We start from the raw sequence: 23,812 nt of genomic DNA, 5'->3' as shown, positions 1-23,812 counted from the left end.
ATAGCGTTCTGATCCATGTGGTGAGCAGCAGGAGCGCGGCCGATGAGTTCTGCCGCGGTACCCGGTCAAACAATCCATCGCCATCGACCCGTCGGTCGATGGCTTCTTTCCGGAAAGGACTCCCAGTGACTGCCACCGACACGTCGTCACCCACCGACGACCGACTGTCGCGTCAGAACCTGCTCCTGATCGGCGTTCTGCTGGTCGCCTCGTTCGTGGTGATCCTCAACGAGACCGTCATGAGTATCGCGATCCCGGTGCTCCAGGAGGACTTGGGCGTCGACCCCAGTGTGGGGCAATGGCTGACCACGGCCTTCCTCCTGACCATGGCCGTCGTCATCCCGCTCACCGGCTTCCTGATCCAGCGCGCGGGAGCCCGGGTGTTGTTCATCGCCGCGATGTCGGCGTTCACCGTCGGTACCTTCATCGCGTTCGCGGCGCCGGGGTTCGAGGTGCTGCTGATCGCGCGGGTGATCCAGGCGCTCGGCACCGCCATCATGCTGCCGTTGCTGATGACGACGGTGATGACCGTCGTCCCGGAGGCGCGGCGTGGCGTGATGATGGGCAACATCTCGGTGGTCATCGCGGTCGCTCCGGCGCTGGGCCCGACGGTGTCCGGTTTCATCCTGGATCACTTCGGATGGCGCTGGATCTTCGGCTTCGTCGGTCCGATCGCACTGGTGGCGCTCATCGTCGGCGGTGTGCTGGTCCGGCCCGTAGGGGAGCGGATCAAGACCCCGATCGACTATCTGTCGATCCCACTGGCGGTGCTCGGTTTCGGCGGACTGGTCTACGGGCTCGCCGGGATCGGAGAATCCGCGGAGGCGGGAACGTCGGTGCCCCTGTGGGTTCCGTTCACGGTCGGCGTGCTGGCGCTCGCCGCCTTCATCGGTCGCCAGCTCGCGTTGCAGGGACGGGATCGGGCCCTGCTCGATCTGAGGGTGTTCAAGTCCGGTCAGTTCTCGCTCGCGATGGCAGCCATGGTCGTCGCGATGGGGACCATGCTCGGCACGTTCATCGTGGTGCCGTATTTCGCTCAGACGGTCCTCGGACTCGACCCGCTCACGACCGGTCTGCTGACGCTGCCGGGCGGCCTGATCATGGGTCTCGCCGGGCCGGTCGTCGGGCGGATCTACGACATGTACGGGCCGCGGGTTCTGGCGGTTCCGGGCGCGATGATCGTGAGTGCCGCGGTCTGGATGCTCGTCTTCGTCAATCCGTCGACATCGCTCTGGTGGCTGATGGGCGCCAACGCACTGTTGTGTCTGGGACTCGCCGCGACCTTCACACCGCTGATGACGCTCGCGCTCGGGTCCGTCGAGCCGCGGCTGTATTCGCACGGCTCGGCCGTGCTCGGTACCTTCCAGCAGGTGGCTGGTGCCGCCGGTACGGCGCTGTTCATCACGGTGATGACCGTGGTGTCGACCGCCGACCAGACCGCGGGCGTCGCGGAGGCCGAGGCGATCAGCCATGGCGTGCAGCGCGTGTTCACCGTCGCCGGATGCCTGAGCATCGCGCTGATCGTCATCGTGCTGTTCTTGCGGAAACCGCCGGCGACGGTGGAGTCCGCCGAGGACACGTCCGAAGGTGCGCTCGGCGCGGATGCGGTACTGCCCGAGAGGGTCTGACAGAAATGGCCCGGGGCCGTCGGATGATTCCGACGGCTCCGGGCCATTCGCTGTGAGCCGGGATCAGCTGAGGCGCTCGAGCACCATCGCCATACCCTGACCGCCACCCACACACATCGACTCGATGCCGAAGGTCTTGTCCTGGGTCTGCAGGTTGTTGAGCAGGGTGGTGGTGATGCGCGCGCCGGTCATGCCGAACGGGTGACCGAGTGCGATCGCGCCGCCCGAGATGTTCAGCTTGTCGTGGTCGATGCCGAGTTCGGCGGCCGAGCCGAGCACCTGGACTGCGAACGCCTCGTTGATCTCGACGAGGTCGATGTCGGAGATCGACTTGCCGGAGATCCGGAGGACCTTGCGGATCGCCTCGATCGGGCCGAGGCCCATGATCTCGGGCGACAGGCCGGTGGCCGCGGTCGCGACGACCCGCGCGAGCGGGGTCAGGCCCAGTTCCTTGGCCTTGGTGTCGCTCATGATCACCAGGGCGGCCGCGCCGTCGTTGAGCGGGCACGCGTTGCCGGCGGTGATCACGCCGTCCGGACGGAACACCGGCTTGAGCTGGGAGACCTTCTCATACGTGGTGCCTGCGCGGGGCCCGTCATCGGTGGTCACGCTGGTGCCGTCGGGGAGGGTCACCGGATCGATCTCACGCTCGAAGAAGCCGGACTTGATCGCTTCCTCGGCGCGGTTCTGGCTGAGCACACCCCAGCGATCCTGGTCCTCGCGGGAGATCCCGGTGAAACTCGCGACGTTCTCCGCGGTCTGGCCCATCGCCATGTAGACGTCGGGGATCAGTCCGTCCTTGCGGGGGTCGTACCAGGTCGGCGCGCCACCTTCCGCGGACTTCTCGGTGCGGGCCATGGCCTCGTCGAACACCGGGTTCTTGGAGTTCGGTGCGCCGTCCGCGCCGCCGGAGATGCCGAAGCTCGACACACTCTCGACACCGCCGGAGATGATCACGTCGGCCTCGCCTGCCTTGATGGCATGCATCGCCATACGGGTGGTCTGCAGCGACGACGAGCAGTAGCGGTTCACGGACACACCGGGCACGTGGTCGAGGCCGAGTTCGACGGCGATCACGCGGGCGATGTTGTAGCCGCCCTGACCGCCGGGCTGACCGATGCCCCAATGGATGTCCTCGATGTCGGCGACATCGAGCTCGGGCACCTTCGCGAGTGCGGCGGCGACCATCTGGCGGGAGAGCTCGTCCGGCCGGACGTCTTTGAGGGATCCCTTGCCGGCGCGGCCGATGGGGGAACGGGCATGGGCGACGATGACTGCTTCAGGCATGCCGCCAGATTACCCCCTAGCAGTTGCTTGGTTCCCTGGCCGTCCCACCAGACGGCGAACCCTGCTGACCAGCCGATTCTGTTCGACCGCCTCAGAGACCTCGGGCGGCTGCGGCAGCGGCGCCGGTCCCCACTCGCCGATCGCCTCGAGGACCTCGGGCATCAGGATGTCGGCGGCGAGGGCGTAACCGGCGGCCGACGGGTGGTACTGGTCCGGCGAGAACATGTGCTCGGGCTTGGCCAGGAACTCCTTGGCGAGCAGGTCGGCCATCGGGACCGGCCGGCCACCGGCCGCACGTACCGCGCCGCGTTGCGCCGCGGCGAGTTGCAGGCCCCAGCGGCGTAACACCGACCGAAGCGGTTGTGGGATGGCCGTGATCACGCCGAAGTCGGGGCACGTCCCGACGACGACCTCGGCACCGTTCTCCTTCAGCAGGGTGACGGCCTCGCCGAGTCTTCTGGCCGACGCCCTGATGCCATTGGTGGCCGTGACGTCGTTGGCCCCGATCAGGATCACCGCTACATCGGGCCGCTCACGAGTGATCAGCATGGCGTCGACCTGTGCCTCCAGACCCTTGGACGTGGCGCCCACGATGGCCTTGTTGGCGTATCGCACGATCTTGCCGGTCTCCGCGGTCACCCGCCGGGCCAGCAGCACTCCCGGTGTCTGGTCCGCGGTCTCGGCGCCGAGACCCGCAGCGGTCGAATCGCCGAAGACGACGAGGTAGACGTCCACCGACGTGCCCCGGGCGGGACGATGCGGCCCGGTGCCGTCCGGCAGGTAGATGCCGTCGCCGTTGGGGGCGTCGTCGGTGCGGTGGGGTATCACCGTCCGCGCCTCGGTGGCCTGCCCGTTCAGGTAGTTGTATGCCGCCCACGACGCGCCCGCGCTGGCCGCAGTGGCCGCGACGGTCGCGCCGACGTCACGCAGCAGTCGGTTGTTGTCCACCGCGACCCGGCCACTCGAATCCATGTGACTCCAATTCGGACACGGCAGCCAGCTTAGTCGGAGTTTCACTCCGGGTTCGATCCGATTCCGGACCTCTGGGACCATGGTCGTATGCGTATCGCTGATCATGTCGTGGACCTGGTGGGCAACACCCCGTTGGTCAAGCTCAACTCGGTGACCAACCCAGGTTCGGGCCTGGTCGCGGCCAAGCTGGAATACCTCAACCCCGGTGGCAGTAGCAAGGACCGGATCGCCGTCCGGATGGTGGAGGCGGCCGAGCAGTCCGGCGCGTTGCCGCCCGGCGGCACGATCGTCGAGCCGACCTCGGGCAACACCGGTGTCGGACTGGCGTTGGTGGCGCAGCAGCGCGGCTACAAATGCGTGTTCGTGTGCCCGGACAAGGTCGGCGAGGACAAGCGCAACGTGCTCCGCGCCTACGGGGCCGAGGTGGTGGTGTGCCCGACCGCGGTGCCACCGGATCACCCGGACAGCTACTACAGCGTCTCGGATCGGCTCGTGCGCGAGATCGAGGGTGCCTGGAAGCCCGACCAGTACTCGAATCCGGCCGGGCCGCAGAGCCACTACGAGACCACCGGGCCGGAGATCTGGGCGGACACCGACGGCAAGATCACCCACTTCGTCGCCGGTGTCGGCACCGGCGGCACGATCACCGGAACCGGCCGCTACCTCAAAGAGGTGTCCGACGGCGCGGTGAAGGTCGTGGGCGTCGACCCGGAGGGCTCGGTCTACTCGGGCGGCACCGGTCGCCCCTACCTGGTTGAGGGTGTCGGCGAGGACTTCTGGCCGTCCGCGTACGACCCGTCGATCCCCGACGAGATCATCGCGGTGTCCGACGCCGACTCGTTCGACATGACGCGGCGGCTCGCTCGTGAGGAGGGGCTGCTGGTCGGCGGCTCCTGCGGGATGGCGGTGGTGGCCGCGTTGCAGGTCGCCGAACGCGAAGGGCCGGATGCGGTCGTCGTCGTGTTGCTGCCCGACGGTGGCCGTGGCTACCTGGGCAAGATCTTCAACGACAGGTGGATGAGCAGTTACGGTTTCCTCCGGTCCCCGCTCGACGGCAAGGCCATGGAGCCGCTCGTCGGTGACGTGTTACGTGGCAAGGCCGGAGCGCTGCCGGATCTGGTTCATACGCATCCGTCCGAGACACTGAGGGATGCCATCGAGATCCTCCGCGAGTACGGCGTCTCCCAGATGCCGGTGGTCGGGGCCGAGCCCCCGGTGATGGCCGGAGAGGTCGCCGGCGCGGTCACCGAGCGGGACCTGCTCGGTGCCGTGTTCGAGGGCCGAGCCAGCCTGGCCGACCCGGTGTCGGCCCACATGGGTGATCCGTTCCCGCTCATCGGGTCCGGCGAGCCGGTGTCAGCGGCCACCAAGGTGCTGTCGGAATCGGATGCCCTCATGGTGGTGGAGGACGGTAAGCCGATCGGTGTCATCACCCGCCACGATCTGCTGGCGTTCGTCAGCAGCAACCCCATCGTCGGATAGGAAGTCGAGCCATGAGCGAGAAGCGCAGTGCCGCGGATTCGACCCGCTGGCAAGGATTTTCCACCCAGGCCATCCATGCCGGATACGAACCGGACCCGCGGACCGGCGCCGTGAACGTGCCGATCTACGCCAGCTCGACGTTCGCGCAGGACGGTGTCGGCGGCCTCCGTGATGGGTTCGAATACGCCCGGACGGGTAACCCGACGCGGCGCGTGCTCGAGGCCAACATCGCTGCACTCGAACGCGGGGCGTACGGCCGAGGCTTCGCCTCGGGTATGGCCGCAACCGACGCGCTGCTGCGTGCGACGCTTCGTCCCGGCGACCATCTGGTGATCCCCAACGACGCCTACGGCGGTACGTTCCGGCTCATCGACAAGGTCTTCTCCCAGTGGGGGATCACCTACTCGGCGGCTCCGGTGTCCGACGTCGACGCGGTTCGGGCGGCCATCACGCCCGCCACCAAGCTCGTCTGGATCGAGACCCCGACGAATCCGCTGCTGAACGTCGGCGACATCGAGGCGCTCGCCGCCGTGGCGCACGAGGCCGGCGCAAAACTGGTGGTGGACAACACCTTTGCGTCTCCCTATCTGCAGCAGCCGATCACGCTGGGCGCCGATGTGGTGCTGCACTCGACCACCAAGTATCTGGGCGGACACTCCGATGTGGTCGGTGGTGCACTGGTCACCAACAGTGAGGAACTCGACGACGCGGTGGCGTTCCTCCAGAACGGTGCCGGTGCGGTGCCGGGCCCGTTCGACGCCTACCTCACCATGCGCGGCATCAAGACCCTCGCGGTGCGAATGGACCGGCACAGCGACAATGCCGAGCGCGTCGTCGACTACCTCTCGTCGCATCCCAAGATCGATTCCGTGCTCTACCCGGGCCTCGCAGAGCACCCTGGACATGATGTCGCAGCCAAGCAGATGCGGCGGTTCGGCGGCATGGTTTCGGTGCGGGTCAAGGGCGGACAAGTTGCCGCGCAGGAGTTCTGCGCGCGAACCGAGGTGTTCACCCTGGCCGAGTCGCTCGGTGGCATCGAGTCGTTGATCGAGCACCCCGGTGCCATGACCCACGCATCGACGGCCGGCTCGTTGCTGGAGGTCCCCGCCGATCTGGTGCGCCTCTCGGTCGGTATCGAGGACATCGCTGATGTCCTCGGCGACCTCGAAAACGCGTTGGGCTGACTTCGGGCGGTCCAGGGCCGATACTGGCGAACATGCTCCTCACCTCCGCCGAGATCGACGACGCAGGGCAGGCCTTGTCCGGTGTCATGCGCCGCACCCCGATGGTGGCCTCGCGTGTGCTGTCCGAACGGGTCGGGTGTGAGGTCTGGCTGAAATGCGAGAACCTGCAGCGCACCGGATCGTTCAAGCCGCGCGGTGCCTATCTGCGGATCTCCCGTCTGTCGGCGGAGGAACGGTCTCGTGGCGTGGTCGCGGCCAGCGCCGGAAACCACGCCCAGGGCGTCGCCTGGTCGGCAGGCACGCTCGGCATCACCGCCCGCGTCTACATGCCGCGTGGCGCAGCGCTACCCAAGGTGGCGGCAACGAAAGCCTATGGCGCAGAGGTGGTCCTCGAGGGTTCGACCGTCGACGAGGCGCTCGTCGCGGCCCGGCGCTTCGCCGACGAGACGGGCGCGGTTCTGGTCCATCCCTTCGATCACCCCGACATCGTGGCCGGACAGGCCACCGTCGGGACCGAGATCCTGACCCAGATGCCCGATGTCGATGCGATCGTCGTACCTCTCGGTGGGGGTGGTCTGCTGGCCGGCGTCGCGGCGGCCGTCAAGCCACGACGCCCGGAGGTCACCGTCATCGGGGTGCAGGCCGCGCAGGCTGCTGCCTGGCCGCGATCGCTCGCCGCGGGTCATCCGGTGGCGGCCGCATCGATGAACACGATGGCCGACGGCATCGCGGTCGCGATGCCCGGCGACGTCCCGTTCGCGCACATCAGCGAGCTGGTGGACTCGGTGGTCACCGTCAGTGAGGAATCGCTGAGCACGGCCCTGCTGCTGATGCTCGAACGGGCGAAGCTGGTGGTCGAGCCGGCCGGCGCGGCCGCGGTCGCCGCACTCATGGCCGGTGGCCTCGAGCTGTCGGGCAGGGTGTGCGTCATCGTCTCCGGCGGCAACATCGATCCCTTGCTGCTGAGCCATGTCACGACTCACGGTCTCACCGCCGCCGGCCGGTTCCTCACCGTCACCGCAACCGTCTCCGACCGCCCGGGCGGGTTGATCGCCCTGCTGGAACTGCTCCGTGACCGCGGTGCGAGCGTCGTCGACGTGGTCCACTCCCGGGTCGCCGACGACCTCTACCTCGATGAGGTACAGGTGACCGTCAGCGTCGAGACCCGCGGACCCGAACACCAGCGTGAGGTGCGTCGTGCGCTGTCGGAGGTGGGCTTCCTCCGCGAGTGAGCCCACCCACCCGCCGACAGCAACCGGAAACTCGCCGACAGCAACCGGAAACTCGCCGACAGCAACCACGATTCCGCCGACAGCAACACGTCACAGCGCGTCGGGGAAGCCGTCGGCGGCAAACACGGTGCTGTCGGCGGGAAACAGGTTGCTCTCAGCGAGGAACCGGTTGCTCTCGACGACGGGGCTACGGTGACCGTCGGTCAGGACTGGGGCATCAGCTTCGCGAAATGCCGCACGGTGTCGGTTTCGACCGTTTTGAACACGGTCGATGCGGTGGGACCCGAGAACGCGGTGACCGCCTTGGCCGAGGTGGAGAGCTCGAGGGCAAAGGACCAGACGAGCCGGCAACCGACCTCGGCCGCGCGCACCTCGGTGAGCTCGCCGAACCGCTTGAGTCCCGGCGTCGACGCGGAGACGGCGTAGAAGGCGTTCCGGTACTCGCCCGCGGTCTCGTCCTCATCCCAGACGAAGAAGTGTTCCGACAGCCCGGCCACCCCCAGCGAGGCCTTGCGGGTGGTGTCGACGCCATACGGCGGCGGCGACGTGAACTCGATGGATTTGATTGCGCGACACCAGTCGAGCGTGTTCTGCCGGGTGAACTCGGCCCACGCGCGCTGTGGCGTCACGGGCAGGTTCACGTCCATGCGGTAGGTGATCGGTGCGGACTCGAAGAAGTCGAGGTCGATGGCCTCGAGAGGGTAACTGCGCGCCATGGTTCCATTCATACACGTAGGGACTGATCGGGTTGCGCTGTGTGGCGCTAACCTGACTGGGTGTCCGCGTCCGAGAACATCACCGTGATCGGCCTGCTGGGGCCGGTCGCCGTGGGGCGAGGGTGCGTCGAGCCGGATGGCCTGGTGGCCGTCCCCGGGGTGCGTGCCCGCCGCCTGCTCGCCTCGCTCGCGCTGGCGGACGGGCGGACCCGTTCGGCCGAGCGCCTGATCTCCGACGTCTGGGGCGATGATCCACCGCGTTCGCCGATGCCCGCCCTGCACACCCAGGTGTCGCGCCTGCGCCCACTGCTCGGCCCCGGCCGCCTCGAAGGTGTCGGCAACGGCTATCGCCTGGTCGGGTGCCGCACCGATCTGGAGATCGTCGACGACCTCATCGACGATGGCAGCCCCGGGGCGCTCGATGCGGCGACGCATTGGTGGCGCGGTGTGCCCGGCGACGATCTGGACGACGACGGTTCCTTCGGCCTCGATGCCGACGTGCGGACGCGGGCGGAGCGGCAGCGAGACGCCCTCGACCAGCGGCGCGTCGGGACGGCGTTGGCCGCGGGTGACTTCTCGACGGCCCGGGAGATCGCCGACAGGCGTTGTCGGGCAGACCCGTTGGACGAGTCGGCGCACGTCGACCTGATGCGTGCACTGGCCGGCGAGGGGCGGACCGCCGACGCGCTGTCGGTGTTCGCGCGCCTGCGCCGGTCCCTGTCCGAACAGCTCGGCGTGGACCCGGGGCCACAAGCCGTTGCCGTCAATGCCGAACTCCTTGCGACGGAGAATGGTTCGCAATCTTCGACGGTGAGATCCGATGAACCGGCTCCGCCACCGGTGGTCAAACGCGGCCGGACGGTCGGGCTCATGGTGGAGGCGTCGGACCTCATCGGCCGCGATGACGACATCGCTGCCATCGTCGGCTCATTCGACGACCACCGGTTGGTGACCATCCAGGGCCCCGGCGGTGTGGGCAAGACCCGCGTCGCACACCGGGTGGGTGACGCGCTGGCGCAGTCGGGGAGGCCGGTGTTCTACGTCCCGCTGGCGCCGGTCCGCAACGAGGACGACGTCGTGGCATCGATCGCCGCATCCCTCGGGGTCGGCGAGACCGATATCGGCAGCGGCGCGCGACCCCGGATGGCGGTCGGCGACCTCGCCGACCGCCTGGTCGACGCTGTGCGTGGGCAACGCGCGGTCATCATCCTCGACAACTGTGAACAGGTCATCGAACGGTGTGCGCGCGTGGCCGCGGACCTCTTGGCGGCCGAGCCTCAGCTGTCCATCCTGACCACCAGTCGCTCGCCCCTCATGCTCGCCGCCGAGCGCATCTATCTGCTGCCGGTTCTCGATGTGGGAGTGCACGGTTCGGCGGTCGAACTCTTCGAGCGGCGGGCGCGGGCGATCCGGCCCGACGCGCAACTGCCGCGGGCCGCGATCGCCGAACTCTGCCGGCACCTCGACGGACTGCCGTTGGCCATCGAGCTCGCCGCCGCCCGGGTTCGCGCCATGACCGTTGCCGAGATTTCGAGGCGACTCGAGGAGCGTTTCGCGCTCTTGCGGGGCACCGATCGAACAGCCCCCGATCGTCATCGCACCCTGTACGCGGTCATCGAATGGAGTTGGGATCTGCTCGAGGCAGACGCACGGACGGCGATGCGCCGACTGTGTCGCTTCCCGGCCGGATTCACCACCGATGCCGCGTCGGTCGTGGTCGGACAGAGCGGATTCCGGCTCGCCGACACTCTCGAGGCGTTGGTGAATCAGTCATTGCTCACCGTGACCGAGACCGACGGCCACATCCGGTATCGGATGCTGGAGATGGTCCGGGAATTCGGTGAACAGATGCTGACCGCCTCCGACGATCCGACGGAGTCGGACGACGTCGACCGCGCCATGGGCCACTGGGCGCGTGAATTCGCCGAGGTGGCCGAGGCGAAGTACGAGATCGCCGTGGACGATCGGTTGTTCACCTGGATCGCCGCGGATGTCGAAAATCTGGTCTGGGTGTTGCGTCGCTGCGCCACGACGGCCGGCGAGACCGGCGAGCCCGGCGCTGTGGACACTGTCGTCACGGTCTTCCCGGTGTTGAGCGCCTTCTGGATGGTCCGCGGCCTGCATGGCGAGATTATGTCCTGGGGTGCAAGACTTCTCGCGGTCCTGCCGAAGCCGCCCTCGGTTCTCTCCGATGCCATGCGGCGCCGCTGGCAGTTCACCGTGCTCGTCTCGATGGGGCACCTGGCGATGCAACAGGACTTCCGGGGGGTGGCCACCGGACGCCACCACATCCGCATGATGCACCGACCTGAACGGACCTTCGACGAACCGACGGAGCTGATATCGGCCTGTGTGTTGTGCCGAACCCCGCAGGCCGCGATGCGGTACATCTCGCGTGGGACGCGTGCGGTCGACGAGCAGGTGCGAACGGCCGCGCTGTCGATCCGGATGAACACCCGGGAGAACTTCGGCGACCTCGATCGGGCGCTGGCGGACGGCTTCCTGCTGCGCGAGATCGCGCGGCGGCACGACAACGCCTGGATGTCCGGGATGGCCCAAGTGACCATCGGCAGTTTGCACGGACAACAGGCTCAGTGGGACCGGGCGGTCGGTCATTACCGCAGCGCCATCATCAATCTCGTCCGTCTCGGTTCACGCGACGACGAGTTGCAGACCCGGTGCTATCTGGTGGTGACCCTGGTCGCGCTGGGGCGACTCGACGAGGCTGAGCGCGAATTGCTCGTGGCGGCCGAGGGATGGACACCCGACGACCCCAATCCGCAGGGCAATCCTGAGGTCATCGGCGCGATGATGCTCGGCTACGCCGAACTGGAATTTGCCCGTGGTCATGTCGATTCCGCAGGTGAGATCTTCTGGCGTGCTGCCGATCTCATCAAATCCAATCATCCGCTGGGTGCGCAGGACCCGGGCATGGTGATGCTCATCAGCGCAGCCGTGGCCGGCATCGTGCGGGCGGGGGATCTGGCGCGGGCAGAAGAGTTCCTGACCTTGCTGGCCGACGGTATCAACGATACGTTCGGACTGGCCGGCTGGCAGGACCAGCCGCAGGCGGGTGCGATGGCGATGGCCGCCGGGTACCTGATATGCGAGACCGACGGCCGCGACGAGGACGGCGCGTGGCTTCTCGCGCTGTCCCGGCGATTGGGCGCCCGGCAGGACTATCCGTCGCTTCATCACATCTATGTCGGGATGGCGGAGATCTGCGGGCTGCCCACCGCGCAATGGGATTCCCTGGTCGAGGAAGCAGCAAAACGGTCGCGACGCCAGGCGGTGGACGAGGTCCGAACCCGCCTGGCGTCGCGCACCAGCACTCAGGCGTGAATTCTCACGCGTTTCGCATGTAGGCACGCACGGCCAGCGGCGCGAAGATCCCGGTGACCACCACGGCGCCGATGAGCGCGTACACGACGTGGATTCCGATGTGCCCGTTGGCGGTGAGTTCACGTACGGCGGACACCAGTTGGCTGATCGGATTGATCTTGACGAACGCCTGCAGCCAGCCGGGCATCGTGTCGACCGGGACAAAAGCATTCGACATGAAGGTCAGCGGAAACAGGATCAGCATCGAGATGCCCTGTACCGCAGAGGCCTTGCTCATGATGCAGCCCATCAGGGCGAAGATCCACGAGACCGCAAAGCTGCACACGATCACCAGCGCCGCGGCCCCGATCGTTCCCCAGACGTCAGGTCGCCACCCCATGATCAAGCCCATGACGATGGTCAGCGTCGTCGCGATGAAATAGCGGATCATGTCGGCGAGCAACGCGCCCGCCAGCGGACTGATCCGGGCGATGGGCAGTGACCGGAATCGGTCGAACACACCCTTGTCCATGTCCTCGCGCAACTGGGTGCCGGTCACGATCGACGTGGTGATCACCGTCTGCACCATGATGCCGGGAATGATGACCGGCAGGTAGGAGCTGATGTTCCCGCTGATCGCGCCACCGAAGATGTAGGTGAACATCAGGGTGAAGATGATCGGTTGCAGCGTCACGTCGAACAGCTGTTCCGGGTTGTGCCGGATCTTCAACACGCCTCGGTAGGCCATCGAGAAGGACTGTCGGACGGTCTCGGCGAGGCCGACCGACCGTTTGGCCACGGGCCGAGCGTCTTTGGTGGTGATCGCGGTCGATGACGGGCCGCGGTCGATGGTTGTGGTGGTCATCAGGCCACCTCCTCCTTGATGGTGTCGGTGTCGGTCTGATCGTCGGCAGGCCGGCCGGTGATGGTGAGGAAGACCTCGTCGAGACTCGGCTTCTGGACGTTGATCTCATCGATGGCGATCTGGTTCTCGCGCAGGGCGATCAGGACGTCCGGCACCAGATCCGGCTTCTGCAGGCCGACGGAGACGCGGGCGGCCTCGGGGCTCAGGGTCGCGGTCTCGCCGAGTACGGACTCGACGATCTGGCACACTTGCTGTGCGTCCGTCCGGTTCACCGGGACGAGTTGCAGCGTGCTGGCACCGACCGACTGCTTGAGTTCGTCGGCGGTTCCGTCGGCGACCACGATCCCGTGATCGATGACGGCGATACGGTCGGCGAGTTGGTCGGCCTCATCGAGGTACTGGGTGGTGAGCAAGACGGTCGCGCCCTGCTTCACGAGGTTGCGGATGGTGTCCCACATCTGAGCCCGGGTACGTGGGTCGAGGCCGGTCGTGGGCTCGTCGAGGAACAGCAGCGGCGGGGTGTCGATGAGGCTTGCCGCCAGATCGAGGCGTCGCCGCATGCCGCCGGAGAAGTTCTTCAGCGGCCGATCGGCGGCCTCGGTGAGTGAGAACTCCTCGAGCAGTTCGTCGGCCCGGGAGCGCGCCGCGGGTCGCGACAGCCCCAGCAGCCGGCCGAACAGGACGAGGTTCTGTGTCGCGGTGAGGTCCTCGTCGACCGAGGCGTACTGCCCCGTGACGCCGACGAGGGAACGGACCGCGACGGCGTCGTCGACGACGTCATAGCCAAAGACGGTCGCGTGGCCCGCATCGGGACGCAGCAGTGTGGCGAGCATGCTCACCGTGGTGGTCTTCCCGGCCCCGTTCGGTCCGAGCACGCCGTACACCGAACCGGTGGGGACGGCCAGATCCACGCCGTTGACGGCGCGGGTCGATCCGAAGTGTTTGACCAGCCCATGCGCATCGATCGCCAGGCCGGCGGAGGTGGTTGTTGTCATGCCGCCGAGAGTGCCCGGTGCCTCTGTCGTGGGTCTTACACCGGCTTGCGCGGCGGTTACAGCGGCTGGACGGCCGCTGACGTGGGTCGCGGTGAATGTGGGGCACGGTTCAGTTCGACGCGCGGCGGTTCGGGAGAGCGGAGTTCGGCGGGGGTGGGTTCGACGCGCGGGGGTTCGGCGAGGGTGGGTTCGGCGCGGTGAGCGATGTAGGCGAGGCCGAACAGCAACATCGGGATCAACAGGTAGCCGAACCGGCCGACCGGCGCGAGCAGGAAGAAGCACGAGAAACCCGCGCCGATGAAGGTGGCTGCGGCGGCGAAGGTGGCCGGCGGTCGACGGACCAGGCAGATCGACAACACCGCGGCACACACCGCCAGCAGTGCCATGTCGATGACTCGGCCCGCCGGGCCGAGTGATGCGAGGAGCACCCCGGGCATGGGGCTACGCGCAGGTGTCGGGGTACTGCCATGGCCGGTGGGGAACTCGACGACCTGGGCGATCGTGTCCGACAGGGACAGAACGGCCGGGATGACGAAGACCGCCGATGCGGCCACGAAGAACGCGACGAATCGCGCTGCGACGGCGCGGCCGTAGCGGGTGATCAACAGCGCCAGGATGATCGGCAGGCTGAGCAGTGCCACCCATTTGATTGCGAAGGCGGCGGCGATGAAGACCGCTCCCAGCGCGGGACGACGGGTGGCGGCGAGTGCTAGTCCCAGGAGGAGGAAACCGGCGAGCGGGAGGTCGACACCGCTCGCGCACATCTCCAGGGCGATCGTCGGCGATGCGACCAGCAGGATTGCGGCATTGGTCGCCCATCCCGACCGCGCGTGGAGCACACGCATCGACCCCCACACGCCACCGATCGCAATCGCCGCACACCAGATCCGCGGATCCCCGACGACATTCCACGCGCTCTGCGGATCGATGCCGGTGCGTGCGATGAGGGCTGCGGGGATGCCGAACAGGGCCATCACCGGGAGGTAGGGGTTGATGTCCGCAAGGTCGGTGGCGTGGTGGACGTACGGGATTCCGCTGGTGATCAGCAAATTGCCGGACCGCGAGATGACACCGATCTCGTCCTGCATCTGGTGATGGCCGTTGAGCAGCATGACGAACGGCACGACGAGGGCGCCGGTGACCGCGGCCATGCGGGCGAGGCGACCGCGTCGGGTACCGGCCGGCAGCGGAGCGATCGAGATGAGAGCGGCGACGCCGTAACCGATGACGGCCGAATGCGCCCAGGTGATGTGGGCATCGAGGCCCGAGATCCGGAACAGGAAGTACGCTCCGGCGCCGAACACGAGGTACGCCACGGCCTCGACGTGATGCCGCCGCACCTGTGGGTGCTTCCGTAAACCCACGATGACCATTCGATTGCCCCCGGTCTACTGTGGAGTGAACACTTAGTTGAACGTATCAACCACGTCGTTCCGAATTTAATCCGGTGGGGGACGTATGGCCATTGCATGGCGGGATCAGCCGCCTCATCAGGGGCACACGCGTGTTGCCCGAGTGTCGGCGGCCACGCGTGCGCGGTTGGCCGGCGTGATGGCATATCTGGCGCAGCCGCGATGGTGGGTGGAGATCCTCCTCATTTGGGGGATCTACTCGGCCTATTCGCGGGTTCGCAACATCGGCGGCAAGGACGTCGACCGTGCGTTCGGCAACGGACGATCGATCGCGCAGATCGAGCAACACCTGCACATCGCCTTCGAGCCGGCGCTCAATCGCTGGGTGCATGTCAATGGCTGGGTGGCCGATCTCAGTGCGCTGCACTATCACACGCTGCACTGGTGGATCACGATCGGCGTGTTCGTCTGGCTGTTCTGGCGGCGACGCGAGAGCTATCGACGGGCCTCGCTCGTGTTGGCGCTGACAACCCTCATCGCGCTGGCCGGCTTCTTCCTGATCCCGACCGCGCCTCCGCGGATGTACCCGGGTTATGTCGACATCATGGCTCAGACGGCGTCGTGGGGCTGGTGGGAAGGTTCCGGCTCACCCGGGCCGGAGTCGGTGACGAATCAGTTCGCTGCGATGCCGTCGCTGCATTGTGGGTGGGCGATCTGGTGTGGCGTGATGATCGCGATGTACGCGCGCCGAACGTGGGTGCGCGTGCTCGGGGTGCTCTACCCGATCAGCACCGCCTTCGTGGTGATCGGGACGGCCAATCACTATGCGCTGGACGTGATCGCGATCGTCGCGGTGATCGCCGTGTCGATGGCAATCGTGTACATGCCGTGGCGTCAGGCCGCCGATGCGGTCGCGCGCAGATCGGCGGTGTCGGGCAGATCCGTCGCGTAGCGGATGACCGAGGTCACGCGGCCGAGGCGACGCTCGACGAGGACGATGGCCTCGGCCAGCTGATCCGGATCATCGACGTCGGCGACGAGGGCGGCCGTGTGGCCGTTGTTGCCGAGCATGAACGGCACGGCGGCCGAGTACTGGCTGCTGACGACACCCAGCGGGATGTCGCGACGGAACAGCGCGCGGGCGTAGTCCAGGACAGCGGGGTCGTCGTCGAGGACGATCAGGGGAACGGTGGGGGTACGTGTGCTCTTTCTCATGATCCAAGGATGATGCCGCAGGTTGGAGACGGTCTGAGGCGTTGCTGTGGGTTGGCTGTGGATGCTTTTGTGGCCTGTGGATGAATCTTCGGTGCCGGCGTCGAACGGGTTTACTGTTCCTGGCCATGGGACGACGCCATCGGAAACCAGAACCCTTGTGGACGCCCCAGAATGTGGCTCGCATCCGGGCGGAGCTCGCCCACGGATATCGACGGAGGATCGACGACGAGACCCAACAGATCGGCCGCATTCGAGCGCGGGTCGATCAGCTTTCGACGATCATCGACGACGGGGTGCTGCTGGACCTGCGTCCTGAATTCCACGACGAGCTCGTCGAGGACCTGGAGGAATATCAGGAGGACCTTCCCCGTCTCGCCGACGCGCGGGCGCACGCGTGTATCGCCGCAGATGTGGTTGCGGAGTTCACGCCGACGTGGTTGCTGCCGTCGTCGGTCACCGCAGTGCGTTCGGTGGCGGTGGAATCCCGCGATACCACTCATCTGACCGGACTGACCTACGCCGGATGCATTCTGTTCGGGGAGCCGATCGCGCAGATCGGTGCGTACCTGGATCCGTTTCGGCTGGAGTGGAAAGAGGTGGACGTCGACGGTGTCCTGTGGTGGTCCTATGCCGACGATCGGGACGAGGATGAACGAGGCACCCGCGAGGACTCCGAACCGTCACCGTCGCTCGCCGTGATCTTGCACATCCTGACCCGTAGTCGGACGACGACGGAGCCTCACTGGTTCCGGAATCCGTGGGACGCATCGAGTCTCGCCGACGTGTCATCGTGCGTCATCCCCGTGCGCGTGGACGCCGATCTGCCGGCCTCCGACGACATCGTCCCGGTGGTGAACTTCCTGCAGCGACTCGGCGCCGCGGTGAAGTCGGACACCGTCCGGGTGAGCGAGCACGCGCTACCTCCGAGCAAGCGCGAGTACGTGAGACCAGGCTGGCCCGAGTTGGCGCCACTCACTTCGCTCTCGGTTGTCTCGGCCGCATGACCAAGTCACGCGGAACGTAGATCCGCGATCAGTCGGGCGGCCGCTTGTTCTCTGCTGCCGTTTCTAGTATCCAGGGTAGAACATGTTCTAGTTCTGCCCGCTGTTGTCGATCTTTCTGTCTGGCGTTGAGGAGCCCCCAATTGCACACCCCGATCTGTGACGAGCTCGGTATCGAGTTCCCCATCTTTGCGTTCACCCATTGCCGAGACGTGGTGGTCGCCGTCAGCAAGGCGGGTGGTTTCGGCGTGCTCGGTGCTGTGGGGTTCACACCCGAGCAACTCGAGATCGAACTGAAGTGGATCGACGAGCACATCGGCGATCGGCCCTACGGCGTCGACATCGTCATCCCCAACAAGTACGAGGGGATGGATGCCGACATGTCCACCGAGGACCTGACGAAGATGCTCCAGGACATGGTGCCTGCCGAGACGCTGGATTTCGGGCGCAAACTGCTGCTCGATCACGGTGTTCCCCTCGGTGAGGACGGCGACAACTCGCTTCAGTTGCTCGGCTGGACGGAGGCCACTGCGACCCCGCAGGTGGAGATCGCCCTGCAGCACCCGAAGGTGAAGCTGATTGCCAACGCTCTCGGTACACCGCCCGTCGACATGATCGAGAAGATCCACGCGTCAGGCCGCAAGGTGGCCGCGCTATGTGGTTCACCCCAGCAGGCGCGTAAGCATGCGGACGCCGACGTGGACATCATCATCGCGCAGGGCGGCGAAGGCGGCGGTCATTGCGGCGAGGTCGGTTCCATCGTGCTCTGGCCGCAGGTCGTCAAGGAGGTTGCACCGCGTCCGGTGCTTGCGGCGGGCGGCATCGGCAGCGGCCAGCAGGTCGCAGCGGCCCTCGCGCTCGGTGCGCAGGGCGCGTGGAGTGGCTCGCAGTGGTTGATGGTCGAGGAGGCCGAGAACACCCCCGTTCAACAGGCCGCCTATGTCAACGCCGGCAGTCGCGACACGGTGCGCAGCCGATCGTTCACCGGCAAACCGTGCCGCATGCTCCGCAACGATTGGACCGAGGCGTGGGAAGACCCGAACAATCCCGAGCCGCTGGGAATGCCGTTGCAGTACATGGTCTCCGGCATGGCCGTTGCCGCAACGCACAAGCATCCCGACGAGAGCATCGACGTCGCGTTCAATCCGGTTGGCCAGGTTGTCGGTCAGTTCCAGAAGGTGGAGAAGTCCGCCGCGGTGATCGAGCGCTGGGTGCAGGAGTACATCGAGGCAACCGGCAGCCTGGAGAGCCTGGCGAACGCGACCTGAAGTCGCTGTACCACACCATGATCGGTGGACAACGCCGGTAGGTCACATCAGGCTGCCGCCCAGTTCCGTGAAACGGGGCGGCAGCCTGATGCCATGGGACGTCGGAATCGCGCACAAGATCCGGTGTGGAGTCCGCAGTACGCGGCCAGGATCCCACGGTGGACGACGATGAGCGCGAACTCCTCGGCGAACTCAGCGGACACGCCCTCGACGCGCTCGACGAGAGCGCCGCGCTCACGACGGTGGAAGGTGAACTCGTCGGCGGGAGTGCGGTCGTCTGGATGGACCGATCCGCGATGGATGGATGCGATCAAGCTGGAGCCGTTGACCGCCGGAGCCCGGACTCGTTGTTGCCGGAGGTGGGCTTCGGTGTTGCATTGTTCGAGAATCCCTTGGGCACCTGGGTATTCCCACCTCTCGACGTCGATGTGGAGGAGGGGCAATGCGGTTCGGCAGTCCGCGCGGTGCGGCGAATCGAACTGGGCGCCGTCCTCATGTGCGGACGAAAGAAGTAACTGCATGGCGGCCAATGTAACGATCGGGTGTGTCACGTTGCGGCGACTGAAGGGCTCAGCGACTCAGGGGATGATAGGTGCACGCACGTGCGCTCCAACGGTTGTGCATGTTCGTGCACCTTTGGTAGGGTGCACGAACATGCACCTTGGAGGCGACGATGTTTCGAACACCGCGTGAAGCCGGCATCGTCCTCCGACACCTCCGTGAAGAGGCTGGGCTTTCCCAAGCCGTCCTTGCGGAACGTGCCGGAGTCTCGAAGCGATGGCTCGTCAACTTCGAGAACGGCAAGCCATCGGTCGACATGTCATTGGTGATGGATGCGTTCGCCGCGCTCGGAACCGCCTTCGATGTCGTGATGGACTCAGCCGCCCAAGGCGAGCAACGATGACCGACATCCTGCAGGTGTACATGGACGGGGCCCGGTGCGGGGAAGTTCGCCAGACGACGCGTGGGGACCTGCGGTTTGTTTATGACGAGGAGTATCGGAACACACGCGATGCGACGCCCCTGTCGCTCTCGATGCCCCTGGCCATATCCGAACATCGGAAGCGCGTGATCGCACCATTTCTCGACGGGCTCATCACCGACAACGAAACAGCGCGGCAATCACTCGCACGGCGCTTCGGCGTGAGTCCGAACAACGGGTTCGCGATTCTGTCGCATATCGGTGCAGACGTCGCAGGTGCACTGCAACTGTTACCCGAAGGGGTCGCGTCCACGGATGCGTTGCCGCGCGGTGTATACCACGAACTCGCCGACCAGCAGGTAGGGGAGATGCTGCGTGGCATCGTCGACGAATACCGAGATGGTCGAGCTGCGACCGCGAACGTGGGGCAGTTCAGTCTTGCTGGGGCGCAACCCAAGATCGCTCCTTCGTACATCCGATGGTGACTGGGCGACTACGGACGGAGGTACGCCCACGACGCACATTCTCAAACCGGTGGCGGGCGATTACCGCCGCATCGACATCGTGGAACACATGACGATGCGCGCGGCGGAGATGATGGGGTTGTCGGTCGCATCCACGTCTCTGGACTCTTTTGACGGCGTGCGGACATTTGTCGCTACTCGTTACGACCGCGAGTACGTCGACGGTTGTGGCGCCGATTGCATCAGGAAGATCTCGGACAATCGTTGGCTGTGCCTCCAGCCAAGAAGTACCAGCGCCTGGACGGTGGACCAGGCGTAGCGGACGTCGCCAGACTCTTTCGCGGTCTGAGTCGACCCCGAGATCGTACCTCTGCAGCGTGGGCGTTCTATCAGGGTTTGATGTTCAATACGGTGCTGGAGTGTACTGACGCGCATATCAAGAACTATGTGGTGATGCTGTCCGGCAACGCGGTGACCTTGGCGCCGCTGTATGACCTCGCCACCTTCGCCCCCTATCGGACGGCCAATGGCCCGACGTGCTCCGCGATGAAGATCGGTGGCGAGTACAGGTTCGCTGCGATCGGGCAGAAGCACTGTCTTGCAGCAGCCGCAGCACTTCGGGTCGGCGCCGATCGAGCGCTCGACTTCGTGAACACACTCCGCAACAACGTGACCGGAGCGTTCGAGGCCGCGAGAGACGAACTTGCACATACCGATCGGGACACTGCGAGGTTCGCCGGCGAAGTCCTTGCGAGCGTTGCGGCTTTACCGTTGGTCCGGTGAATAATGACGACTCCGGTCGTCAGTGCCAGGGGCAATCCGTAGTCCGGCGCCTTCTTCCAATCGAGCTGACGCCTGGGACTTGGTGTCGCCGACGCCGATACCCGGCAAGTAGGTGGTGAGACAATGCACCTGATCGAATTTCGGCCCAGGGTTTTCGGGGCGAGTAGCACCTTGTTGTAGGTGCCGCGGACGTTCTCGCCTCGACCTTCCCCCTGACCTCGAGTCCAGAGCAATCTCCACCGACTGTACTCGGGGCCGACACCGAGTAGCGGCCGAACTCGGAACCTCCGAGAGCGACCGCTACATCAGTGTCCGAACGACGAGGCTCAGCTGTGGTACGGCTCGGCGCTGACGAGGGTGACCTTGATCACCGCGCCGCTGGGCACGGAGTATTCACGGGTCTCGCCGACCTTGGCATCGATCAGTGCCGCGCCGAGCGGCGAGCTCGGGGAGTAGGTCTCGATCGACCCGTCCCCGGCACTCTCCTCGCGGGTGGCGATCAGGAAGGTCTCGGTGTCGCTCTCGTCGCCGTCGTAATAGACCTTGACCACCGAACCCGGCAGGGCGACACCCGACTGTGTGGGTGCTTCGCCCACCTTCGCGGTGTTCAGCAACTCCTGGAGCTGGCGGATACGCGCTTCCTGCTGACCCTGCTCTTCGCGGGCCGCGTGGTAGCCGCCGTTCTCCTTGAGGTCGCCCTCTTCGCGACGCTCGTTGATCTCCGCAGCAATGACCGGTCGGTTGGCGATCAGTGAATCCAGTTCGCCTTTGAGGCGGTCATGCGACTCCTGGGTCAGCCACGTCACCTGTGTGTCGGTCATCGGTCACTCCTTTGTGTTGTCCGCGCCCAGGCGGATTCTTCAACTGGGCATATGGACTGCTCAAAATGCAGCAACACGACCCCTCGCGGAGCCGTGTATCAATTGAGGATACCAGTCACTGAGAGCTAAAGCACATCAGAGTCGTCCGGCGGGGCCTGTCGGAGCGCTTCGGCGTAGCTGGGTTCGGCCCTCTTGAGCCATCCGACGACCAGGTAGGTCACCGGCATGATCACTATCTCCACCAACGTTTTCCAGACAAATCCGACGACCGTGTAGTTGATGAAGTCACCCCAGGTGGAGATGCCCAGGGCTGTTGCTGCGATCGAGCAGAAAACGAGGGTGTCGGCGAACTCGCCGACCACCGTCGAGCCGATGAGGCGCGCCCACAGGTGACGTTCACCGGCGCGTTCCTTCATCTTGACGAGGACGAACGAGTTCAGGAATTCGCCTGCGAGGTAGCCGGCCAGTCCGGCCAGCAGGAACTGGGGAACCACACCGGCGACCGTCCGGAACGCCTCTTGCCCGTCGTAGAAGTCCGCCGCCGGTAACTCGATCGTCAGCCAGAAGCAGATCGACGCGATCAGCAACACCGCGAATCCGGCGAGGATCGCACGTCGCATCGCACGGAATCCGTAGACCTCGCTGATCACGTCGCCCAGCACGTAGGCAAGCGGGAACAGGTAGAACGCGCCGTCGGTGACCAGGCCGTTCATCTGGATGGGACCGAGCGAGACGTTCAACCAGTCGTCGAACAGGACGACACCCTTGGTGCCGGTGATGTTGCTGATGAGCATCACGCCGACGAACAACGCCATCAGGTACGCGTAGTAGGGAGTCGACACGGTCGCGAAGACCGCGCGGCGATCGCGCCTTGTGGTGGTCACGGTTCGGACGGTGCGGTCAGGTAGGCGGGCACATCTGTGGTGCAGCCGAACACCTCGCCGATCACGGGAGGCTTGGACGTGCTGACCTCGGTGTGCACGCCGACCTGGGTCTGTGTGCCCGCCGGGATGAGGATCTCCCGACGGCCCGTCTCATCGCCGTCGGCGGAGCGTCCGCGCACCACACACGCCGCGGGTTGTCCCGGGTCCCGCCGCGTCACGGTGATCTGCACCGCAACCGTGGCGGGGTTCACGATCTGATAGCCGGCCGCTTCACCGGACACCACCGGATTGGCGAACTTCGAGTAGCCGAACGCCGCGAGCGCGAGGCCGACAACCACCACCAGGGCAGACAGTCCGATGAACCAGCGTCGCCGACTGGTCGACGACTGCGCAGACGGGTACGTCGCCCGAGGCCCGCTGCGCGGTGCATCCTCACCGGCGTCGGTGCCCCCGTCTGAACTGTTCACGCGTCAATACCTACCATGGGAGCAGTACCTATCCGAAGGTGAGGAAGCGTGACCGAATCTCACACAGGTGGACCGCATGCAGGTCTCCGTCTGATGGCGGTGCATGCTCACCCGGATGACGAGTCCAGCAAGGGCGCCGCGACGACCGCGAAGTATGCGGCCGAGGGCCATGACGTGCTCGTGGTCACGCTCACCGGTGGTGAGCGTGGCGACATCCTGAACCCGGCGATGGACCGTCCGGGGGTGAAGGAGCGGATGAGTGAGGTCCGCAAGGAAGAGATGGCGAACGCGGCCGCGGCGCTCGGCGTCGAGCAGATGTGGCTCGGCTTTGTCGACTCCGGATTGCCGGAGGGCGATCCGCTCCCTCCCGTGCCCGAGGGTTCGTTTGCCGACATCCCCATCGAAGACGCCGTCGAAGCACTCGTCCGCGTGGTTCGGGAGTTCCGGCCGCACGTGATGATCACCTACGACGAGCGCGGCGGTTACCCGCATCCGGACCACATCCGGGATCATGAGGTGTCGGTCGCGGCATTTGAGCGGGCCGGCGATCCGGACGCATACCCCGGCACCGGCGAACCGTGGACCGTGTCGAAGATCTATTACACCCACGGCTTCATCCGCGATCGGATGGTGCTGTTCTCCGACGAGTTCGAGCGGAATGGGCAGGAGAGTCCGTTCACCGAGTGGCTCAGCAAGTGGGAGCCCGGTCGTGGAGACCTGATGGGTCGGGTGACCACCCAGGTCGAGTGCGGCAAGTACTTCCCGCAGCGCGATGATGCGTTGCGATCACACGCGACCCAGATCGATCCCAACGGGGTGTTTTTCGCAGTGCCGCTCGAATGGCAGCAGCGACTATGGCCGACCGAGGAGTTCGAACTCGCGCAGACACGAGTGAAGACATCGATCCCGGAGACCGATCTGTTCGCGGGAATCGAGGAACCATGAGCCCGCTG

General features: G+C 66.0%; 24 protein-coding genes. 14 read left to right on the top strand and 10 right to left on the bottom strand.

Going from position 1 to position 23,812, the window contains the following annotated elements; genetic code table 11:
* The first annotated feature begins 98 nt into the window (after positions 1 to 98).
* Complete coding sequence (locus tag ACLQ3I_RS12750; protein WP_425802271.1) at positions 99 to 1,628, top strand: MDR family MFS transporter; 1,530 nt, start codon at positions 99 to 101, stop codon at positions 1,626 to 1,628.
* Positions 1,629 to 1,691: 63 nt separating this feature from the next.
* Here the strand turns inward: ACLQ3I_RS12750 and ACLQ3I_RS12745 are convergent, their stop codons facing one another.
* Positions 1,692 to 2,915 (bottom strand): acetyl-CoA C-acetyltransferase, encoded by a 1,224-nt coding sequence (locus ACLQ3I_RS12745; protein ID WP_425788405.1) that lies wholly within the window; start codon positions 2,913 to 2,915, stop codon positions 1,692 to 1,694.
* 9 nt (positions 2,916 to 2,924) lie between these two features.
* Complete coding sequence (locus ACLQ3I_RS12740) at positions 2,925 to 3,887, bottom strand: SGNH/GDSL hydrolase family protein (RefSeq protein WP_425788403.1); 963 nt, start codon at positions 3,885 to 3,887, stop codon at positions 2,925 to 2,927.
* Positions 3,888 to 3,974: 87 nt separating this feature from the next.
* Between ACLQ3I_RS12740 and ACLQ3I_RS12735 the strand changes: the two genes are divergently transcribed.
* From ACLQ3I_RS12735 to ilvA, 3 genes are read left to right on the top strand one after another with little or no spacing between them, the layout of a single operon-like run.
* A complete protein-coding gene (locus tag ACLQ3I_RS12735) occupies positions 3,975 to 5,369 on the top strand; it encodes a cystathionine beta-synthase (RefSeq protein WP_425788401.1) in 1,395 nt (464 codons plus the stop codon).
* Positions 5,370 to 5,380: 11 nt separating this feature from the next.
* Positions 5,381 to 6,553: a cystathionine gamma-synthase gene (locus ACLQ3I_RS12730; protein ID WP_425788399.1), complete on the top strand. Its 1,173-nt coding sequence runs from the start codon at positions 5,381 to 5,383 to the stop codon at positions 6,551 to 6,553.
* 32 nt (positions 6,554 to 6,585) lie between these two features.
* Complete coding sequence (gene ilvA / locus ACLQ3I_RS12725; RefSeq protein ID WP_425788397.1) at positions 6,586 to 7,785, top strand: threonine ammonia-lyase; 1,200 nt, start codon at positions 6,586 to 6,588, stop codon at positions 7,783 to 7,785.
* 203 nt (positions 7,786 to 7,988) lie between these two features.
* On the opposite strand, the gene ACLQ3I_RS12720 is transcribed toward ilvA, so the two are convergent.
* On the bottom strand, positions 7,989 to 8,501 hold the full coding sequence (locus ACLQ3I_RS12720; RefSeq protein WP_425788395.1) for an SRPBCC family protein: 513 nt from the start codon (positions 8,499 to 8,501) through the stop codon (positions 7,989 to 7,991).
* 60 nt (positions 8,502 to 8,561) lie between these two features.
* Between ACLQ3I_RS12720 and ACLQ3I_RS12715 the strand changes: the two genes are divergently transcribed.
* Positions 8,562 to 11,843 (top strand): BTAD domain-containing putative transcriptional regulator, encoded by a 3,282-nt coding sequence (locus tag ACLQ3I_RS12715; RefSeq protein WP_425802268.1) that lies wholly within the window; start codon positions 8,562 to 8,564, stop codon positions 11,841 to 11,843.
* Positions 11,844 to 11,847: 4 nt separating this feature from the next.
* On the opposite strand, the gene ACLQ3I_RS12710 is transcribed toward ACLQ3I_RS12715, so the two are convergent.
* From ACLQ3I_RS12710 to ACLQ3I_RS12700, 3 genes are read right to left on the bottom strand one after another with little or no spacing between them, the layout of a single operon-like run.
* Complete coding sequence (locus ACLQ3I_RS12710) at positions 11,848 to 12,687, bottom strand: ABC transporter permease (protein ID WP_425788391.1); 840 nt, start codon at positions 12,685 to 12,687, stop codon at positions 11,848 to 11,850.
* Positions 12,687 to 13,682 (bottom strand): ATP-binding cassette domain-containing protein, encoded by a 996-nt coding sequence (locus ACLQ3I_RS12705; protein WP_425788389.1) that lies wholly within the window; start codon positions 13,680 to 13,682, stop codon positions 12,687 to 12,689. The genes ACLQ3I_RS12710 and ACLQ3I_RS12705 overlap by 1 nt, the downstream gene beginning before the upstream one ends.
* A 56-nt stretch (positions 13,683 to 13,738) precedes the next feature.
* Positions 13,739 to 15,046, bottom strand: coding sequence for a hypothetical protein (locus ACLQ3I_RS12700; protein ID WP_425788387.1), 1,308 nt, complete (start codon positions 15,044 to 15,046; stop codon positions 13,739 to 13,741).
* Between the two features lie 94 nt (positions 15,047 to 15,140).
* Here ACLQ3I_RS12700 and ACLQ3I_RS12695 point away from each other — a divergent pair, with 94 nt between their 5' ends.
* The gene (locus tag ACLQ3I_RS12695) at positions 15,141 to 15,986 is read left to right on the top strand and encodes a phosphatase PAP2 family protein (RefSeq protein WP_425788385.1); all 846 of its coding nucleotides are present in this window, start codon (positions 15,141 to 15,143) and stop codon (positions 15,984 to 15,986) included.
* On the opposite strand, the gene ACLQ3I_RS12690 is transcribed toward ACLQ3I_RS12695, so the two are convergent.
* Complete coding sequence (locus tag ACLQ3I_RS12690; RefSeq protein WP_425788384.1) at positions 15,929 to 16,249, bottom strand: hypothetical protein; 321 nt, start codon at positions 16,247 to 16,249, stop codon at positions 15,929 to 15,931. The two genes, ACLQ3I_RS12695 and ACLQ3I_RS12690, sit on opposite strands and share 58 nt — an antisense overlap.
* A 125-nt stretch (positions 16,250 to 16,374) precedes the next feature.
* On the opposite strand from ACLQ3I_RS12690, the gene ACLQ3I_RS12685 reads away from it, so the two are divergent.
* The 7 genes from ACLQ3I_RS12685 (at position 16,375) to ACLQ3I_RS12655 (ending at position 20,687) form a co-directional block, all read left to right on the top strand.
* Positions 16,375 to 17,253 carry a hypothetical protein gene (locus ACLQ3I_RS12685; protein ID WP_425788382.1) on the top strand — a complete coding sequence of 293 codons (879 nt, stop codon included), beginning with the start codon at positions 16,375 to 16,377 and terminating at the stop codon, positions 17,251 to 17,253.
* A 140-nt stretch (positions 17,254 to 17,393) separates the two neighbouring features.
* The gene (locus ACLQ3I_RS12680; RefSeq protein ID WP_425788380.1) at positions 17,394 to 18,518 is read left to right on the top strand and encodes a nitronate monooxygenase; all 1,125 of its coding nucleotides are present in this window, start codon (positions 17,394 to 17,396) and stop codon (positions 18,516 to 18,518) included.
* A 158-nt stretch (positions 18,519 to 18,676) separates the two neighbouring features.
* Positions 18,677 to 19,033 (top strand): hypothetical protein, encoded by a 357-nt coding sequence (locus ACLQ3I_RS12675; RefSeq protein ID WP_425802266.1) that lies wholly within the window; start codon positions 18,677 to 18,679, stop codon positions 19,031 to 19,033.
* 146 nt (positions 19,034 to 19,179) lie between these two features.
* A complete protein-coding gene (locus ACLQ3I_RS12670; RefSeq protein WP_425802263.1) occupies positions 19,180 to 19,422 on the top strand; it encodes a helix-turn-helix domain-containing protein in 243 nt (80 codons plus the stop codon).
* Positions 19,419 to 19,925 carry a HipA N-terminal domain-containing protein gene (locus ACLQ3I_RS12665; RefSeq protein WP_425802261.1) on the top strand — a complete coding sequence of 169 codons (507 nt, stop codon included), beginning with the start codon at positions 19,419 to 19,421 and terminating at the stop codon, positions 19,923 to 19,925. Before ACLQ3I_RS12670 ends, ACLQ3I_RS12665 begins: the two co-directional genes overlap by 4 nt.
* On the top strand, positions 19,840 to 20,223 hold the full coding sequence (locus ACLQ3I_RS12660) for a HipA domain-containing protein (protein ID WP_425802258.1): 384 nt from the start codon (positions 19,840 to 19,842) through the stop codon (positions 20,221 to 20,223). Before ACLQ3I_RS12665 ends, ACLQ3I_RS12660 begins: the two co-directional genes overlap by 86 nt.
* Entirely contained in the window at positions 20,175 to 20,687 is a 513-nt protein-coding gene (locus ACLQ3I_RS12655) for a HipA domain-containing protein (protein ID WP_425802255.1), read from the top strand. Before ACLQ3I_RS12660 ends, ACLQ3I_RS12655 begins: the two co-directional genes overlap by 49 nt.
* A gap of 326 nt (positions 20,688 to 21,013) precedes the next feature.
* On the opposite strand, the gene greA is transcribed toward ACLQ3I_RS12655, so the two are convergent.
* The 3 genes from greA to ACLQ3I_RS12640 all read right to left on the bottom strand — a co-directional run bounded on the left by greA (position 21,014) and on the right by ACLQ3I_RS12640 (position 22,859).
* On the bottom strand, positions 21,014 to 21,508 hold the full coding sequence (gene greA / locus ACLQ3I_RS12650) for a transcription elongation factor GreA (RefSeq protein WP_425788371.1): 495 nt from the start codon (positions 21,506 to 21,508) through the stop codon (positions 21,014 to 21,016).
* A gap of 125 nt (positions 21,509 to 21,633) precedes the next feature.
* Positions 21,634 to 22,350 (bottom strand): queuosine precursor transporter, encoded by a 717-nt coding sequence (locus ACLQ3I_RS12645; RefSeq protein WP_425802818.1) that lies wholly within the window; start codon positions 22,348 to 22,350, stop codon positions 21,634 to 21,636.
* A 38-nt stretch (positions 22,351 to 22,388) separates the two neighbouring features.
* Entirely contained in the window at positions 22,389 to 22,859 is a 471-nt protein-coding gene (locus tag ACLQ3I_RS12640) for a DUF4307 domain-containing protein (protein ID WP_425788369.1), read from the bottom strand.
* 48 nt (positions 22,860 to 22,907) lie between these two features.
* Here ACLQ3I_RS12640 and mca point away from each other — a divergent pair, with 48 nt between their 5' ends.
* Complete coding sequence (mca, locus tag ACLQ3I_RS12635) at positions 22,908 to 23,804, top strand: mycothiol conjugate amidase Mca (RefSeq protein WP_425788367.1); 897 nt, start codon at positions 22,908 to 22,910, stop codon at positions 23,802 to 23,804.
* Positions 23,805 to 23,812: the final 8 nt, after the last annotated feature.

This window comes from Gordonia sp. DT101, from assembly GCF_049844895.1.
Lineage (GTDB): Bacteria > Actinomycetota > Actinomycetes > Mycobacteriales > Mycobacteriaceae > Gordonia.
Note: the sequence above shows the minus strand (reverse complement) of the source record. Positions and strands in the feature narration are given on the sequence as shown.